We start from the raw sequence: 18043 nt of genomic DNA, 5'->3' as shown, positions 1-18043 counted from the left end.
GCCGCTGGTTCAGGACGTGCCGCGGCTGAGCCCGCCGAGCGGCGCGCTTGCCGCCGCTGTCGGCTCAGTTCCATCGTGGACGGTTTGATCAGTGGGCTGGGTGGTCCGCGGACCGCCAGCGCGCGGGAGGCCACGCCAGTAGGCCGCGGCGGCGCCGCGCTTTCGGTTGCCTGTAAGCGAAAGTCGCTCCGGCTTTAGTAGGCTCGCGGCGCACGGCCGCCGCACGGTCGGCCACGCGAGCGGGCTGACGAATCGGTCGGTCCACAGGGCACCGGGACCAGGGGAGATGTGATCATGACGGACGCGGTGGAGAACGCCGGCGCAGCGCAGCCCGCGACGGGCGCGGCCCGGGGTGTCACGTCGGTCTCCGACGAGGTCGTGGAGAAGATCGCCGGGGCGGCCGCTCGCTCGGTGCCCGGTGTCGCCGATCTTGGCGGTGACGTGGCCCGGTTCTTCAACAGCGTGCTGGACAAGGTCGGCCTGGACGAGGTGGGCGACGCTCGCCGGGGTGTCTCGGCCGACGTGAAGGGCAGTTCGGCCGTCATCAACGTGGTCCTGGTGATCGACGCGGGTCACGTCGTGGTCGACGTGACCGAGGCGGTGCGGACCGCGGTGATCGAGGCGGTGGAGAAGTACGGCCTGACGGTCACCCAGGTCAACGTCACCGTGGACGACATCGAGCTGAACCAGCCGGGAGTGGCGGCCGGAGCCTGAGGCGTCGGTGCGTCGGGGCGCGCTTGGTCACCGCCGCTGTCCGCCGCTGTCGAGAAACCGCAGTACCGCGATCACGCGCCGGTTGTCGCCGCTCGTGACCGGCAGGTGCAGTTTGCCGAAGATGCTGTTGATGTGCTTCTCGACGGACCGTTCCGTGATCACCAGCTCCGCCGCGATGCCGGCGTTCGACCTGCCCTCGGCCATGAGGTGGAGCACCTCCAACTCGCGTGGGGCGAGCCTGCGCAGCGGACTGTCCCGGCGGCTACGGGAGAGGATCTGACGGACGACCTCCGGGTCGAACACGGTGCCGCCGGCACCCACCCGGGTCAGCGCGTCGAGGAACTCGCCGACCTCGCCGACCCGGTCCTTCAGCAGGTAGCCGACCCCGTGCAGGTCGCCGCCGAGCAGGTCGGCGGCGTAGCGCTCCTCGACGTACTGCGAGAGCACCAGCACCGCGGTGTCGGGCTGCTGACGCCGGATGACAAGCGCGGCGCGGAGCCCCTCGTCGGTGTGGGTGGGCGGCATGCGTACGTCGAGGAGCGCGAGGTCGGGGCGGTGCTCGGCAACGGCCCGGAGTAGTTGCTCCGCGTCGGCGACCGCCTCGACGACCTCATGTCCGTTGCTCATGAGCAGCAGGGTGAGGCCCTGGCGCAGCAGCGCCGAGTCCTCGGCGATCACCACCCGCATGGCAACTCCATGGTGAGCACCGTCGGCCCGCCGGCTGGGCTGTGCACGGTCAGGTCGCCGTCGACGCCGTGGGCACGCTCGGCGAGCCCGGCCAGCCCGGACCCGCTCGACGTGTCGGCACCGCCAACGCCGTCGTCGGTCACCCGGATCAGCAGCGCGTCGCGACGGGCCGCCAGGTGGATCTGAGCCCGAGTGGCCTGGGCGTGCTTGGCCGTGTTGGACAGTGCCTCGGCCACCATGAAGTAGGCGATGGACTCGATGAGTCGCGGCGGTCGACGGTCGAGGCGTACGTCGATCGTGACCGGCACCGGCGACCGGGCGGCCAAAGCGGACAGCGCGGCGTCCAGGCCCCGGTCGGCGAGCACCGGCGGGTGCAGCCCACGGGTGAGGTCGCGCAGCTCGATGATCGCCTGCTTGGCCTCCTGATGGGCGGTGGCGAGCAGCGGCGCGGCGCGGACCGGGTCGTCGGCGAACTGGTGGCGGACCATACCGAGGGTCAGCACGAGGTGGATGAGGCGCTGCTGGGCGCCGTCGTGCAGGTCGCGCTCGATGCGCCGGCGTTCGGCCTCGGCGGCCCGGACGACCTCGGCGCGGCGTCGCTCGACCTCCTGAACCCGGGCCCGGAGTTGGCGGGTCGACGCCCAGCCGAGCATGGCCTTCGCGAACGCGACGTGCACCAGGGTGAGCGCCCGGACCACCGTCGGGGCGGCGATCAGCAGGGCCACGCCGCCGGTGACCAGTAGCGCCGCCGTGACCGGTCGCAGCGGCCCGTGCAGCAGGGCGTGCGCGGTGCTGCCACGGGGTAGCGGGGTGTCGGCGAACGGCCAGGCCGGCGGATGCGTGGCGGCGACCAGCAGCCAGGCCCCGCCGCCCCAGGCGATCAGGGTCAGTAGCGCCGTGCCGAGGGCCAGCGGCAGGCGGAGCAGGTGGTACGCCGCGACCCTCCACAGAGTCGGGTCGAGCACGAGGTGTCCGGCCCGCTGCGCCCAACCGGTGCCCGCGGGTGCGCGCAGCGCCATCGGGACCCGTTCGCCGAGCACCAGGTGGCACCACCTCGTTTCGAGGCGGGCGCAGCGGCGCAGCGCGGTGCCGTAGCCGAGGAAGGTCGGCACGCCGAGCAGCAGGACGGGCAGGAGCGCCGCGGAGAGCATGAGCCCGAGAACGCTGAGCACGGTCATCGCCACCGCCCAAGGGGTCACCACCAGGAGGTGCAGGGTTCGCCGCCAGATGTCGGTGGAGACCAGCGCCCTCGCCTCCCGGCCCAGCCGCGATCGCCACGCCGTGGCCTGCTCGATCATCACTCTCCCGGGTCAGGGCAGCTCAGTGGGCCAGCGTATGGCGAACTGGGCGGACACGACAGGAGGGCAACCTGCCAGTGCTGGGGGGTGCTACCACCACCTCGATCTCGCCTGGTGCCCCGGCAGTCAGAACGCGCTCTTCTCGACACGCTTGTTCCGTGCCAACCTGCCCACCCCTCCCGCACGGAGATCACACGATGAAACGCTCAGCGACATCCCCGGAGTCGGGGCCACGAGTTCCCCGTCTGCTCGTCGCGGCATCTTCGGCTATCGCCGCCGCGGTGGCGTTGATGCTGTTCAGCCTGGTCGTCGAGCTGCTCGACGGTGCTCCGGCCCACCGGATCTTCTGGCCGGTGGAACTCGGCTCGATGCTGTTGTTCCTTGCCACCATGACCCGGCGGGGGAGGCAGTGGGGTCGGGTCACCCTGACCGCGCTCGTCGCGAACACGGTGGTGTTCAGGCTGCCCGGCATGGTCGGCAACCCGGGGGACCGGCAGCCCCTGGCGGTGGCGTTCGACTGGATGAGCCTGGGCGCGATGGTGGCCGCGGTGGTCCTGATCTTCCTGCCGGCGGCCAACCGGCACCTGCGGGCGACCCGCGACCAGCAACGGCTCGTCTCGCCCCGGGTCCGCAAGGCACTGCTGGCAACACACATCGCGAGCGCGGTCGGCTGGCTGGGGGTGATCAGCGTGATGGCGACCATGGCCATCGCTGCCGCCGGTGCAGATGACCTTGGATACCTGCGCTCGGCGTACACCATGATGCTGCTTGTCGACGAGACGTTTCTCGGCCCGGCCCACCAACTCGCCCTGTTGACCGGGGTGGCACTTGCGGCCGGCACGCCGTGGGGGCTCTGGCGGCGTCGGTGGGTCGCGACGAAACTCGTACTGATGCTGGGGATCATGCTGGTCGGCAGCGCGGTCCTCCAGGACCTGGCCCTGCGGGCGCACGAACTGGTTGAGGCGGGCCGGCCGGTGGCCGAGATCCGGGGCGAGGCCGGACTGCCTCTGGCGCTGCTGACGCCGCTGGGTCCGGCGGTCGGACTGATCGCGACGCTGCTGTCGGTCTACAAGCCGGGCGGCCCGACCCGATACGGCCGTCGCCGTGGCGCGGAGCGCCGTCGACCGCGCCAGGCAGGTGCTCCAGGTGCCGGCGAGCCGCAGCCCGCTCGACACGATCCGCGAGGTCACACCCGAGGTTCCCGCATCGGGTAAGCACGGCCTGTGCGGCTGTTGTGGCGTCGTCTACCCGTGCGTCGCCCGGTCGCGCGCCCCGCGGTTGGTCCTGGCTCTCCGACGCCATCCGCCAGCTCACGTTACCGGTCGGTACGACGGGACTTAGCGATCGTTCAGGTGTGGGCCCTACACTCGACGTGCAGTCGAGGACCCGAGGAGGAGCCCTGCTCATGGACGCCGACGAGATCGACGCCGGACGGGCGCGTTGGCAGGCCCGCTACGACGCCGCACGCAAGCGCGACGCTGACTTCACCACGCTCTCCGGGATGCCGGTCGAACCGGTCTACGGGCCGCCCGAGGGCAGCGCGTACCCGGGCTTCGAGCGGATCGGCTGGCCGGGCGAATACCCGTACACCCGGGGTCTCTATCCGACCGGCTACCGCGGGCGGACCTGGACGATCCGGCAGTTCGCCGGCTTCGGCAACGCCCAGCAGACGAACGAGCGTTACAAGATGATCCTCGGCGCCGGCGGTGGCGGCCTCTCGGTCGCGTTCGACATGCCGACCCTGATGGGCCGCGACTCGGACGACCCGCAGGCGCTCGGCGAGGTCGGCCACTGCGGCGTCGCCATCGACACCGCCACCGACATGCAGGCGCTCTTCGACGGCATCGACCTGGCCGACGTCACCACCTCGATGACGATCTCCGGTCCGGCCGTGCCGGTGTTCTGCATGTACCTGGTCGCCGCCGAGCGGCAGGGCGCCGACCTGTCCAAGCTGGACGGCACGCTGCAGACCGACATCTTCAAGGAGTACATCGCGCAGAAGGAGTGGCTCTTCGACCCGGAGCCGCACCTGCGCCTGATCGGCGACCTGATGGAATACTGCGCCGCCGAGATTCCGCGCTACAAGCCGCTGTCGGTCTCCGGCTACCACATCCGCGAGGCCGGCTCGACCGCCGCGCAGGAGTTGGCGTACACCCTGGCCGACGGTTTCGGGTACGTCGAGCTGGGCCTCTCGCGCGGCCTGGACGTGAACGTGTTCGCGCCGGGTCTGAGCTTCTTCTTCGACTCGCACCTCGACTTCTTCGAGGAGATCGCCAAGTTCCGCGCCGCCCGCCGGATCTGGGCCCGCTGGCTGCGCGACGTCTACGGTGCGACAAGCGAGAAGGCCCTGTGGCTGCGTTTCCACACGCAGACCGCCGGGGTGTCGCTGACCGCGCAGCAGCCGGTCAACAACGTCGTACGCACCGCCGTCGAGGCGCTCGCGGCGGTGCTGGGCGGCACGAACTCGCTGCACACCAACGCGCTCGACGAGACCCTGGCGCTGCCCACCGACGAGTCCGCCGAGATCGCCCTGCGTACCCAGCAGGTGCTGATGGAGGAGATCGGCGTGGTCAACGTGGCCGACCCGCTCGGCGGATCCTGGTACGTCGAGGCGCTGACCGACAAGATCGAGGCCGAGGCGGAGGAGATCTTCGCCCGGATCCGGCAGCTCGGCGGGGAGGGGCCGCACCAGATCGGCCCGATGACCTCGGGCATCCTGCGCGGCATCGAGGACGGCTGGTTCACCGGGCACATCGCCGAGTCGGCCTTTGTCTACCAGCAGGCTCTGGAGAAGGGCGACAAGAAGATCGTCGGGGTCAACTGCCACACCGGTACGGTCGCCAAGGAGCTGGAGATCCTGCGCATCTCGCACGAGGTGGAGCTGGAGCAGCGCCGGGTGCTGGCCGAGCGCAAGGGCGCGCGGGACGAGTCGGCGGTCCGTACGGCGGTGGCCCGGATGGTCGACGCCAGCCGCACCGACGAGAACATGATCCCCGCGATGCTCGACGCCGTCCGGGCCGAAGCGACCCTCGGTGAGATCTGCGACGCCCTCCGCGCCGAGTGGGGCACCCACCGCGAACCAGCCCGCTTCTGACCCATACCGCCACCCCCGTCGATCACGCACCCGCCGCCCGCTTCCTGGCGGCAGAAATGCCCGATCGCCGGGGGTGGGGGTGGGGCGTGAGAGTTGCAACGTCGGGGTTGTGGGTGACCTGAGATCGGGGGCTCACGTGCGAGACTAGGTAACCATGAGCGACCCACGGATCACCTCGTCGATCTTCACCCGCGGCGCGGTCGACCTCAGCACGCTGCGTGGCCCCGCACCAGCAAGTACCCGCCCTGGCACGCCCCCACAGGGCGGCCCGTCCAACGGCACCCCCGGCGCGCCCACCGCCGGCGGGAGCACCGCCATCGTCGACGTCACCGAGGCGACAATCCAGTCCGAGGTGCTCGAACGGTCGATGGCCGTGCCCGTCGTCGTGTTCTTCGGCGCGGCCGGCTTCCCGGAGAGCGACGAGTTCGCCCCGGTCCTGGAGCAGTTGAACGCCGAGGGTGGCGGCACCTGGGTGCTGGCACGGGTCGACGTGCAGGAAAATCCGCGAATCGCCCAGATGTTCCGAGTCCAGGGCATCCCCATGGTCTACGCGGTCGTCGGCGGCCAGCCGGTCGACGCCTTCTCCGGGGTGGTGCCCGAGGCCCAGTTGCGGCAGTGGATCCAGGCCGTACTCAAGGCTGGCGGCGTGACGGTCGCCGAGCCGGAGGACCCCCGCCTCGACGAGGCCGACGACGCGCTGATGAGCGGCGACCTGGACGCCGCCGAGCAGGCGTACCGGAAGATTCTGGCCGACGCCCCGGCGGACGCCGCGGCCACCGCGGGGCTGGCCCAGGTCGGGGTGGCCCGCCGGGTCGCCGGCGCGGACCCGGCCGCCGCGCTGGCCGCCGCCGAGAGCGCCCCCGACGACGTGGCCGCGCAGCTGCTGGCCGCCGACATCGAGGTGCTCAGCGGTCTGGCCGAGCAGGCGTACGCCCGGCTCGTCGGTCTGGTCCGGCGCACCGCCGGAGAAGACCGGGAGACCGCCCGCCAGCACCTGGTCTCGCTCTTCTCCATCGCCGGCCCGGACGATCCGGCCGTCGCCTCGGCGCGCCGGGCGTTGGCCAGCGCCCTGTTCTGAGTTCGTAGCACGCCAGCGCGGGCCGGCGTTCCGGCCGGCCCGCCCGACCAACGAGGACGGGAGCTCATGATGCGCCGGATCGCCGTCCTCGACGCGCCGACAAATCTCGGTCTGCGGCCGCCGACGTCCACGTCGGTCCCCGGGTGCGCCAAGGCGCCCGGCGCACTGCGCGACCACGAACTGCTGGCCCGGCTCCGCGCCCGCGACGCCGGCTGCGTCACCCCGGCCCGGTACGACCCGGGCGACTGGCGGCCCGGCGACGGGGTGTGCCACGCCCGGGAGATCGCCGACTACTCGCTGGCCCTCGCCGAGCGGATCGGCTCGATCATCGACCGGGGTGAGTTCCCGGTGGTGCTGGGCGGCGACTGCTCCGTGCTGCTCGGCTCGGCGCTGGCCATGCACCGCCTCGGTGAGGCCGTCGGCGGGCGGATCGGGCTGGTCTTCGTCGACGGCCACTCCGACTTCCGGCACCCGGGCAACGCCTCCTACGTCGGGGCGGCCGCCGGGGAGGACCTGGCCCTCGTCACCGGGCGCGGCCAGGCCGACCTGGCCGCGATCGAGGGTCGCCGCCCCTACTTCCGCGACATCGACGTGGTGGTGCTCGGCATCCGAGCCCAGGACGAGTACCGGCTCGACCTGCAGGCCGCCGGGATCACCACCCGGCCGGTGCCGGCGCTGCGCGCCGAGGGCGCGGCCCGGACCGCGCAGTGGGCGCATGAGCAACTCGCCGACTGCGCGGGCTACTGGGTGCACATCGACGTGGACGTGCTCGACCCCGCGGTGATGCCCGCCGTCGATGCCCCCGATCCCGGTGGGATCGCCTTCGCCGAGCTGGAGATCCTGCTCGCCGGCCTGGTCGACACCCCGCACTGCCTCGGCGTGGAGTTGACCGTGTTCGACCCCGACTACGACCCCGACGGCTCGTACGCGGCCGAGATCGTCAACACCGTCGTCGCCGGCCTGGCCCCGGTCACTGCCCCGGAAGCGGTCCCGCCCCGGCTGCTGTCGTCCCGGCCGACCCCCGGCCCCCGGCGCGGTAACGGCCGGACCCCGGCGCCCACCGAGCGACCCGGCCACGCCGACGGTGCAGGTGGGTTGGATCGCGCGGAGCGGGTTGGTGGGGTGGATCGCGCGGAGCGGGTTGATGGGGTGGACCGCGCCGAGCAGGTCGGTGGGTTGGATCGCGCCTCGCGGGTTGGTGGGGTGGCTGGTGTGATCGGCGGCGCGGCGTCCTTCGACGATGCCCCCTCGTGGTCTCCGGCCGTCGATGCCGCGCCGCTCCCGGAGGCGGGGTCCGCCGACCCGGTCGCCGTCGCCGATGATCGGGCCGGCATCGAGCGCCCCGATGGTGCGGGGGCTGCTTCCGGTCGATTCGGTGGTGACTCCGCCGAGGGCGCGGCCCACCTCCCGGCTACGACCGAGCGGGAGCCGGTCGGCCCACCCGCGTCGGCCGGCCCGGGTCTGCTTCGCCGGCCCTCCCCACCGGCCGAGAATGCCCCGGACCACCGCAAAGCCGACACCGCCTGACCCGAACGCCGCCCCGCCGGGTCATGATCGACTCGGCTTTCATGATGTCGCGGCGTCCGAGGGGCTCGGATAGCGCGGTTTCAGCAAAACCGAGTCGATCAACGCCTGAGCGGTGTGCGGGGTTGCCGCCTGGGCGTGGGTCGGGGCTGGGCGCGCCTGAGCGGCCTCGGTGTCAGGACGCGGGGAGGGCGCGGAGGAAGCGCTCGGCGATCGGGACGGCCGATGCCGTGCTGGCGCCACCCTTCTCCACGAAGACGGCGAACGCCACGTCGCCCCGCCAACCGACGAACCAGGCGTGGGTGTGGGCCGGGTTGTCGTCGTACTCGGCGGTGCCCGTCTTGCCGTAGACCTCGCCCGGCACGTCCTTCAGCGCGCTGCCGGTGCCCGTGGTGACCACCTCGCGCATCATCGCGCGCAGTGCCGCGACCGATTCCGGCTTGAGTTGCTCGCCCGGCGGGGCCGGCTTGGCCGGCGCCGGGTCGATGAGCAGTTTCGGCTGCTCGAAGCGGCCTCGGGCGACCGCCGCGGTGGCACCGGCCATGGCCAGCGGGCTGACCAGCGTGGTGCCCTGCCCGAACGATGCCGCGGCCTGCTCGGCCGGGCTGCCGCCCGTGGACACCTTGCCGGTGAAGCCGTCGGTGCCGAGGTCCCACTGACCTTCCAGGCCCAACGAGCGGCCGGCGGCGGCCAGCCCGTCACCGCCGAGCTTCGGCGCGAGCGAGGCGAATGCCGTGTTGCAGGACTTGGCGAAGTCGGTGCGGAACGGCACCGAGCCGAGTTCGAAGTTGTCGGAGTTCTTGAAGGAGCGACCGTCCACGGTGAAGGTCTTCGGGCAGGCCACCGGCCCGTCCAGAGTGACCGCGCCCCGGTCCAGTAGGCCGAGCGTGCTGACCATCTTGAACGTGGAGCCCGGAGGCACCTGAGCGTCGAAGGCCAGATTCTCCCCGGCCGGGCCAGGGCCGTTCGCGGCGGCGAGCACCGCACCGTCGCTGATCCGGAGCGCCACCATCGAGGACCGCCGCGGCTCGGCGCGCAGAGCCCCGTCGGCCGCGTTCTGGACGGCGACGTCAAGCGTGGTCTTCAGCGCCTGACCGGGCTGCGGCTCCCGGCGGAACAACTCGGTGCCGGTCGGTTCCAGTTTGCCGCCCTCGGCGGGACGCTCGACCACCACGGTCAGCCCGGGGCCACCGCGTAGTCGCTCGTCGTAGCGGCCCTGCAGCCCGCCGTGCCCGACCAGGTCGCCGACGACGTACCGGTCGGGGTGTGCGGCGAGGTCGTCGGCCTGCGCCGGGTCGACCGAGCCGAGCAGCGCACGGGCGAACTCGCGGGTGGGCGCCAGGTCGATCTTGTCGGAGACGAACTTGGTGCCGGGCAGGTCGTAGATCCGGGGCTTGATCTGCCGGTACGCCTCCTCACGGAGCGACACCACCTCGACGAAGGCACCCGGCTCGGCCTTGGTCACCCGGTCGGGCAGGTCGGCCAGGTCGACGCCGGGGACCAGTGCCGGGCGGATGGCCTTGAACGCCGCGTCGAGGTCCTTGACGAGCTTTTTGAGGTCGGTGACCCCGTCGGGCTGCACGCCGACCCGCACCACCGGCCGGGGGGTCACGATCGGCTGCCCGGCGGCGTCCAGCACCCCGGCGCGGGTGCTGGCGTCGCGGCGCAACGCCAACCGGTCACCCTCGGTGAGCTGCTCGTGCATCACCTTCGGCTCCCAGATCACCTGCCACTGGTCGTCGCCGCCCTTGGCGAGACGCACCTCCCGGTCGTACGTCCAGGGGGTCTGACCGGGCAGCTTCCACTCCACCTGGACGGTTGTGGTGGCGATGTCCGCCTTCACCTTGGGCTCGCCGCGACGCGTCAGCGTGGGCGGGGTCGCCGCCAGCTCACCGGAGAGCTCCTTGATCTGGCGACTCACCTCGGTCGACGGCAGCTTGCTGCCGGTCGGGTCGATCAGACCGACCGCCTGGAGATCGCCGCTGCGCCAACCGGCGAGGAAGGCGTCGAGACTGCCCTCCGGCCCGTCGTCAGCCGAGCAGCCAGCCAGAACGCCGGCCATGAGCAGCGCCGCGGTGAGGGCGGCGGCCACACGGCGGACGGGGTTCGGCCGGAGGGGCCGGGGGTACGACGAGGGCATGAAGCTGGTCCTTCCGATCTCGGAGCGCCTTCGCACGGTAGTACGCCGACGCCGTCCCCAACGTCCCCCACGGTGGCGGGCGCGCTCAAAGACGGGCCGGGCCGGTGTGATGAACATCGCGTGGCGGGGTATCCCGCAGCCGGCCAACCTCGGACCCGCAACGGGTGAAAGGACAAAGTCCCGATCCGGACGTCTGGCCAGTGGTCCGCCGACGAAGGCGCACAACGGCAGGGCCTAGGCTGAGCGGCAGAGTGACCCACAACGCGGTGGGTCGAGGGGAGTGGCACCGATGGACCGGCGTCCGGCGATCAAACCGGAACCCGACCTCCGGCAGGATGACTCCGGCCGGGACGACGACAGCTTCGATTCGGCGACCGACGGGGACGGCTACGGCCGGCTCGACACGGGAGTCACGGGGCTGACCGGGTCGAGCATCGACACCATCTACGATCTGGGCCTGCCCACCGAGGCGTTGGCCGACGACGTGGAGGACGCCGAGCTCGACGAACCCGTTCCCAACGCGGAGCGCCTGGTGGCTCAGGCTGTCGCGCTCGCGGGGGACGACCACGACGCGGCGACACTCGTCGGCCGTTTCTGGCGGTTCGCACCGGACGAGGAGCTGGTCGGCTTCACGGCGGAAGAGATGCTCGACGCGGCCCGGGCGCACCGGGACCTCGCCCAACAGCGGGTGCCGGGCGAGTTGAAGCTGCGGATCCACGAGCCGCACGCCGACCAGCACCACACGGTCGTCGAGATCGTCACCGACGACATGCCGTTCCTGGTCGACTCGGTGACCGCGCTGCTCAACTCGTACCACCTGGACGTGCATCTGCTGGTGCACCCGCTGGTGGTGGTGCGGCGGGAGCCGTTGGGCCGCCTCACCGAGGTCTCCGCGGACGTGGAGCCGGACGACGCGATCGCCGGCGACATCATCGAGAGCTGGATGCGGATCGAGATCGACCCGGTCCGGGACGCGGCCGAGCGGGACCGGCTGCGCCGCGAGCTGCAGCGGGTGCTCACCGACGTGCGGGAGGCGGTGGAGGACTGGCCGAAGATGCGTCAGCGTTCCCTCGCGCTCGCCGACGAGTTGGCCTCCGCGCGTACCGCCGAGAACCGGCCGCCGGTGCCGGAGAAGGACATCACCGACTCGGTGGAGCTGCTGCGGTGGCTGGCCCACGACCACTTCACCTTCCTCGGCTACCGGGAGTACCGGCTGGTCGACGTCGCGAGCGGCGATGCCGGCGACGAGGTCGACGGCAAGGCGCTGGAGGCGGTGCTCGGCACGGGTCTGGGCATCCTGCGCTCCGACGCGCCGGAGGCCCGGCCGCTGGCGTCGATGACGCCGGAGGCGCACGACAAGGTGCTGGAGAAGCGCCTGCTCATCATCACCAAGGCCAACTCGCGGGCCACCGTGCACCGCTCGGCGTACCTGGACTACATCGGCTTCAAGATCTTCAACGAGGCCGGCGAGGTGATCGGCGAGCGGCGCTTCCTCGGCCTGTTCTCCACCGCCGCGTACCGGACCAGCGTCCGGGAGTTGCCGGTGGTGCGCCGCAAGGTGGCCGAGGTGCTGGACCGTTCCGGCCTGAGCCGGCGCAGCCACTCGGGTAAGGATCTGATCCAGATCCTGGAGACCTACCCCCGCGACGAGTTGTTCCAGATCAAGACCGACGACCTCTACCACGCGGTGATCGGCGTGCTGCGGATGGCCGGTCGTCGGCAGCTGCGGGTCTTCCTGCGCCGGGACGCGTACGGGCGGTTCATCTCCTGCCTGATCTACCTGCCCCGGGACCGGTTCACCACGCAGAACCGGCTGCGCATGCAGGACATCCTGCTGCGGGAGCTCAACGGTGTCGGGGTGGACTACACCACCCGTGTCACCGAGTCGATGCTGGCCCGGGTGCACTTCATCGTGCGTACCGACCCGACCCGGCCACCCGGCGACATCGACGCCGACCTGTTGGCCGAGGAGTTGGCCGACGCGACCCGGCTCTGGGACGACGACTACCGGCTGGTGTTGGAGCGCAAGCTCGGCGACGAGCAGGCCAAGCACCTGTTCACCAGGTACGCCGACGCGTTCCCCGAGGGCTACAAGGACGGGCACACGCCGTACGAGGCGATGAAGGACCTGGCGAAGCTGGAGCTGCTGGAGGAGCCCGGCCAGCTGGAGATGCACCTGTTCCGCAAGCAGCTCGCACCCCGTCCCGGCACCCGGGTACCCGGCGCGGACCTGGCCGAGGCGATGGACGTCCGGTTCAAGGTCTACCGGTACGGCGAACCGATGATGCTCTCCGCCGTGCTTCCGGTGCTGCACTCCCTCGGTGTGCGGGTGGTCGACGAGCACCCGTACGAGGTGGATCGGATCGACGGGCGGGTCTACCTGTACGACTTCGGCCTGATGCTGCCCGAGGGGCACCACGAGCTGTCCGAGGTGCGCCCGCACGTGGAGAATGCCTTCGCGGCGGCCTGGCGCGGTGAGGCCGAGGTGGACCGGTTCAACGAGCTGGTGCTGCGCGGTGGGCTCACCTGGCGGCAGGTGGTGGTGCTGCGGGCGTACGCGAAGTACCTGCGGCAGGCCGGCACGGTCTTCTCCCAGGACTACATGGAGCAGACGTTCATCGCGTACCCGAAGCTCGCCGCGTTGCTGGTGGAGCTGTTCGAGACCCGGTTCGCGCCGGGCGAGCAGACCACCGAGCAGCGGCAGCAGCGCAGCGGCGAGTTGGTGGAGACGATCCGGGCCGGGCTGGACGACGTGGCCAGCCTGGACCAGGACCGGATCCTGCGGTCGTACCTGACGTTGATCGAGGCGACCCTGCGGACCAGCTTCTACCAGAAGCGCGCCGACGGGCGACCGAAGGCGTACGTGGCGTTCAAGCTCGACCCGCAGGCCATCCCGGACCTGCCCGCGCCCCGACCGAAGTTCGAGATCTTCGTCTACTCGCCGCGCTTCGAGGGCGTGCACCTGCGGTTCGGGCCGGTGGCCCGGGGCGGGTTGCGCTGGTCCGACCGGCGGGAGGACTTCCGGACCGAGGTGCTCGGCCTGGTCAAGGCGCAGATGGTGAAGAACACCGTGATCGTGCCGGTGGGCGCCAAGGGCGGCTTCGTGCTGAAGCAGAAGCCGGGTGACCGGGACGAGGCGGTCGCCTGCTACCAGGAGTTCGTCGGCGCGATGCTCGACGTCACCGACAACATCGTCAGCGGGCAGATCGTGCCGCCCGAGGACGTGGTCCGGCACGACGACGACGACCCGTACCTGGTGGTCGCGGCGGACAAGGGCACCGCGACGTTCTCCGACATCGCCAACGAGATCTCCACGGCACACAACTTCTGGCTGGGCGACGCCTTCGCCTCCGGCGGCTCCGCCGGCTACGACCACAAGAAGATGGGCATCACCGCCCGGGGCGCCTGGGAGTCGGTGAAGCGGCACTTCCGGGAGTTGGGCCTGGACACCCAGACCCAGGACTTCACGGTGGTGGGCGTCGGTGACATGTCCGGCGACGTGTTCGGCAACGGGATGCTGCTGTCCGAGCACATCCGGTTGGTGGCCGCCTTCGACCACCGGCACATCTTCCTGGACCCGGAGCCGGACGCGGCCACCTCGTACGCGGAGCGGCGGCGGCTGTTCGACCTGCCCCGGTCCTCGTGGGAGGACTACAACCCGGAGCTGATCTCGGCCGGCGGCGGCATCTTCCCGCGTACCGCGAAGTCCATCCCGATCACGCCGCAGGTCCGGGCGGCGATCGGCCTGGACGACGACGTCACGCACCTGTCGCCGCAGGAGCTGATGAAGGCGATCGTCACCGCTCCGGTGGACCTGTTCTGGAACGGCGGCATCGGCACCTACGTCAAGGCGTCCACCCAGACCAACGCCGAGGTGGGCGACAAGTCCAACGACGCGATCCGGGTGGACGGGCGCAACCTGCGGTGCCGGGTCGCGGGCGAGGGCGGCAACCTGGGCTGGACCCAGCTCGGCCGGATCGAGTACGCGTTGACCGGCGGCCGGATCTTCTCCGACTTCATCGACAACGCGGCCGGCGTGGACACCTCCGACCACGAGGTGAACATCAAGATCCTGCTGAACACGGCGGTGGCCGACGGCGAGTTGACCACGGCCGAGCGCGACGAGCTGCTGGCCGGGATGACCGACGAGGTCGCGGAGCTGGTGCTGCGGGACAACTACGACCAGGCACGGGCGATCAACAACGCCCAGGCGCAGGCCGCCTCGCTGCTGCCGGTGCACCGTCGGATGATCAACGAGTTGGAGCGGTCGGGTGGATTGGACCGGGCGCTGGAGGCGCTGCCGCCGGATGAGGAGTTGGCGGTACGCAGCGAGTCCGGGCTGACCGCGCCGGAGTTCGCGGTGCTGCTCGCGTACGTGAAGATCGTCTTGGAGCGGGAGATCCTCACCGAGGGTCTGGCGGACGAGGAGTGGACGACCGGGGTCCTGGTCAACTACTTCCCGACGCCGATGCGTGAGCGCTTCGCCGACCGGATGGGCCGGCACCGACTGCGCCGCGACATCGTCACGACCGTGCTGGTCAACGAGGCGATCAACCGGGGTGGCATCTCGTTCATCTTCCGGGTGGTCGAGGAGACGGCGGCCAGCGCGGCGGACGTGATCCGGGCCTACGTGGTGGTCAGCGAGGTGTTCGGCCTCCGCGACCTGTGGGACGCGGTCGAGGCGCTGGACAACAAGGTCGCGCCGGAGTTGCAGACGAGTGTCTACCTGGACACCCGTCGGCTGCTCGACCGGGCCGTGCGGTGGCTGGTGTCCAACCGGCGCTCGCCGATCGACGTGCCGGCCGAGATCGCCCGGCTACGCGACGGGGTCACCCGGCTGCTGCCGGGGCTGGAGGAGCTGTTCTACGGCAACGAGCGCCAGGGCATCGCCGCGCACATGGACTCGATGACCGAGCGCGGGCTGCCCCGCGAGCTGGCGGAACGCGCGACCCGGCTGATGTACAGCTTCGGTCTGATGGACGTGGTGGAGACGGCGAACGCCAGCGGGCGGGACGTCAGCGAGGTGGCCTCGGTCTACTTCGTGCTGTCCGACCTGTTCCGGGTGGACTCGCTGCTGTCGAAGATCTCCCTGCTGCCTCGCGAGGACCGCTGGCAGACGTTGGCTCGGATGGCGCTGCGCTACGACCTGTACGCCGCGCTTGCCGCGCTCACCGCGGAGGTGTTCGACTCCACCCCGGAGGACCTGCCGCCGCACGAGCGGGTGCAGCAGTGGGAGCAGTCGAACGCGACCTCGATCCACCGCGCCCGGCGGGCGATGGGGGAGTTCGACGAGTCGCGGGCGGATCTCGCCGCCCTGTCGGTGCTGCTGCGCCAGATCCGCACCCTGGTGCGGACCTCCGCGGCCGCCTGAGTCGCTACGCCGGACGCGGTCCGGCCGGTCGGGGTGACCCGACCGGCCGGACCGCGTTTCGTTTCGTCCCCCTGATCAGGCCACCAGGGTGGCGAAGACGACGATGTTGTCCGGGTAGCTCTTGGCGGCCTCGTCGAACTGACCACCGCAGGTGACCACCCGCAGACCGGGCCGGTCGCTGGGTCCGTACACCAACTCGGTGGGGAAGGCCGTCTTCGGGTACGACTTCACCGAGTCGACCTGGAACGCGGCCGGCTGGCCGTCCGCCCGCCGCACCGTGATGGTGTCACCCGGCACGAGGGAGCCCAGTTCGAAGAAGACGGCCGGGCCGAGCTTCGCCGAGTCCACGTGCCCGACGATGACCGCGTTACCGGTCTCGCCGGGGCTCGCTCCCGGCTCGTACCAGCCAGCCTGGTCGGCCTGCTCCAACGGGGGGACCTGGACGGTGCCGTCGGGGTTGGTGCCGAGGGACAGGATCGCCGCGTTGACGCCGATCCGGGGGATCTCGATGCTGGTCGGCGCGGAGCGCGCCAACCCGGCCGGCACACCCCCCTGGCCGACCGGCTGCCCGTCGACCGGCGGGACGGCGGTGGCGGTGTCGGCCGGCCCGCTCACCTCGGGACCGGCCTGGGCCAGCGGCTGCGGCGGTCGGGTCGGGGGCGTGGTCTTCAGGGCGAAGCCGATCATGCCAGCACCGAGCATGGCCATGGTGACGACGACGGCCGCGCCGGCGGCACGCCACGGTCTCCCGTGACGGCCGCCGGCCCGTGTCGTCGTCACGTCAGACGAGCGAACCATTGGTCCGCCGACGACGCATCAGCACGATCCCGCCGAGCGCGGCAGCGCCGAGCAGGCCCGCCCCGCCGGTGGCCAGGCCACGGTCGGTACCGGTGCTGGCGCCACCGTCACCACCGTCGACACCGCCGTGCGGCAGCACGACGAGCTCGCCCTCGCCGCACGAGCCCTTGAGCTCGTAGCGACCCGGCTTGGCGTCCTTGTCGACCTTGGCGTCGCCGTAGTAGACGAACTCGCGCTCCTTCTCCCAGCTGTCCTCGTCCGAGCCGTGCTCGTCCTTCGAGTCCCAGCCCTTGTCGGAGCCGTGCTCGTCCTTGGACTCCCAGCCCTTGTCCGAGCCGTTGTCCGAGCCGTACTCGGAGCCGTGTTCGTCCTTGGACTCCCAGCCCTTGTCCGAGCTGTACTCGTCCTCGTCCTTGGAGTCGTAGCCCTTGTCCGAGCCGTACTCGGAGCCGTGCTCGTCCTTGTTCTCCCAGCCCTTGTCCGAGCTGTACTCGTCCTCGTCCTTGGAGTCGTAGCCCTTGTCGGAGCTGTGCTCGTCCTTGGACTCCCAGCCCTTGTCCGAGCCGTTGTCCGAGCCGTACTCGGAGCCGTGCTCGTCCTTGGACTCCCAGCCCTTGTCGGAGCCGTGTTCGTCCTTGGACTCCCAGTCCTTCTTGTCTTCGTCCTTGGAGCCCCAGTCCTTCTCCTCGCGGCTGTCGTCCGCGTCCTGGCCGTGCTCCTCGCCCTTCCAGTCCTTGCTGCCCTCGTCCTCGTAGGCGTCGGCGGCAGCGCCGCCACCCTGGCCGCCGTGCTCGTCCTTGCCCTTGTCGTCCTTGCCGTTTTCGTCCTTGCCGTTTTCGTCCTTGCCGTTTTCGTCCTTGCCCTCGTGGTCCTTGCCCTTGTCGTCCTTGCCGTGCTCGTCCTTGCCCTCGTCGTCCTTACCGTGTTCGTCCTTGCCGTTCTCGTGGTCGTAGGAGTCCTCCTCCTCGCCCCACTCGCGGTCCTCGCCCCGGTCATCCTTGGCCGGCTCGAGCTTGACCTTGCCGGTGACCTTGGACCACACGAACGCGTGCTCCTGCCGATCCGGGCAGATCTCGAGGAGCTTGATCTCTTCGCCGGCCTTGACGACGTGCGGCTTGGCGTAGACCTTGCCGTCCTGGTCCCTGCCGTCGTCGTGGCCGTTGGCGTAGGCGATCCCCGGTGCGAACACCAGGAGCGACGCGCCGCCGAGCGCGGCGCCCGCAACGACCTTCCCGAGCATCTTCTTAGCCATGACCTGCGTCACTCCATCCCTGTTGTCCTGAGCTCGGCGACAACCGAGCTAAGACCGACGTTAGACCGTTTCATGACTTATGAAGTG

General features: G+C 71.0%; 10 protein-coding genes and 1 pseudogene. 6 read left to right on the top strand and 5 right to left on the bottom strand.

Features of this window, described 5'->3' with window-relative positions:
• Window positions 1–294 precede the first annotated feature (294 nt).
• Window positions 295–714 carry an Asp23/Gls24 family envelope stress response protein gene (locus tag AB0C25_RS16225; protein WP_357373775.1) on the top strand — a complete coding sequence of 140 codons (420 nt, stop codon included), beginning with the start codon at window positions 295–297 and terminating at the stop codon, window positions 712–714.
• 27 nt (window positions 715–741) lie between these two features.
• On the opposite strand, the gene AB0C25_RS16220 is transcribed toward AB0C25_RS16225, so the two are convergent.
• The gene (locus AB0C25_RS16220; protein ID WP_357373773.1) at window positions 742–1401 is read right to left on the bottom strand and encodes a response regulator transcription factor; all 660 of its coding nucleotides are present in this window, start codon (window positions 1399–1401) and stop codon (window positions 742–744) included.
• Window positions 1389–2699: a sensor domain-containing protein gene (locus AB0C25_RS16215; RefSeq protein WP_357373770.1), complete on the bottom strand. Its 1311-nt coding sequence runs from the start codon at window positions 2697–2699 to the stop codon at window positions 1389–1391. The genes AB0C25_RS16220 and AB0C25_RS16215 overlap by 13 nt, the downstream gene beginning before the upstream one ends.
• 290 nt (window positions 2700–2989) lie before the next feature.
• On the opposite strand from AB0C25_RS16215, the gene AB0C25_RS16210 reads away from it, so the two are divergent.
• The 4 genes and pseudogenes from AB0C25_RS16210 to AB0C25_RS16195 form a co-directional block, all read left to right on the top strand.
• Complete coding sequence (locus tag AB0C25_RS16210; RefSeq protein ID WP_357373768.1) at window positions 2990–3913, top strand: DUF2269 family protein; 924 nt, start codon at window positions 2990–2992, stop codon at window positions 3911–3913.
• A gap of 191 nt (window positions 3914–4104) precedes the next feature.
• Window positions 4105–5793, top strand: a complete 1689-nt coding sequence (locus AB0C25_RS16205; RefSeq protein WP_357373766.1) for a methylmalonyl-CoA mutase family protein — start codon at window positions 4105–4107, stop codon at window positions 5791–5793.
• A 154-nt stretch (window positions 5794–5947) separates the two neighbouring features.
• On the top strand, window positions 5948–6871 hold the full coding sequence (locus tag AB0C25_RS16200; protein WP_357246255.1) for a tetratricopeptide repeat protein: 924 nt from the start codon (window positions 5948–5950) through the stop codon (window positions 6869–6871).
• Between the two features lie 66 nt (window positions 6872–6937).
• Window positions 6938–7906, top strand: a pseudogene (locus tag AB0C25_RS16195) (arginase family protein); the annotation flags it as partial.
• 664 nt (window positions 7907–8570) lie between these two features.
• Here AB0C25_RS16195 and AB0C25_RS16190 read toward each other — a convergent pair.
• Window positions 8571–10535, bottom strand: a complete 1965-nt coding sequence (locus AB0C25_RS16190) for a penicillin-binding transpeptidase domain-containing protein (protein ID WP_357373764.1) — start codon at window positions 10533–10535, stop codon at window positions 8571–8573.
• A 289-nt stretch (window positions 10536–10824) separates the two neighbouring features.
• On the opposite strand from AB0C25_RS16190, the gene AB0C25_RS16185 reads away from it, so the two are divergent.
• On the top strand, window positions 10825–15906 hold the full coding sequence (locus tag AB0C25_RS16185) for an NAD-glutamate dehydrogenase (protein ID WP_357373762.1): 5082 nt from the start codon (window positions 10825–10827) through the stop codon (window positions 15904–15906).
• Between the two features lie 75 nt (window positions 15907–15981).
• Here the strand turns inward: AB0C25_RS16185 and AB0C25_RS16180 are convergent, their stop codons facing one another.
• Together AB0C25_RS16180 and AB0C25_RS16175 are read right to left on the bottom strand one after the other, a co-directional pair.
• Complete coding sequence (locus AB0C25_RS16180; RefSeq protein WP_357373760.1) at window positions 15982–16686, bottom strand: class F sortase; 705 nt, start codon at window positions 16684–16686, stop codon at window positions 15982–15984.
• A 1-nt stretch (window position 16687) separates the two neighbouring features.
• A complete protein-coding gene (locus AB0C25_RS16175; protein WP_357373758.1) occupies window positions 16688–17956 on the bottom strand; it encodes a hypothetical protein in 1269 nt (422 codons plus the stop codon).
• Window positions 17957–18043: the final 87 nt, after the last annotated feature.

It is taken from the genome of Micromonospora sp. NPDC048839 (genome assembly GCF_040649915.1).
Taxonomy (GTDB): domain Bacteria; phylum Actinomycetota; class Actinomycetes; order Mycobacteriales; family Micromonosporaceae; genus Micromonospora.
The sequence above is the reverse complement of the archived record's forward strand: the minus strand, read 5'-3'. Positions and strand labels throughout refer to the sequence as shown.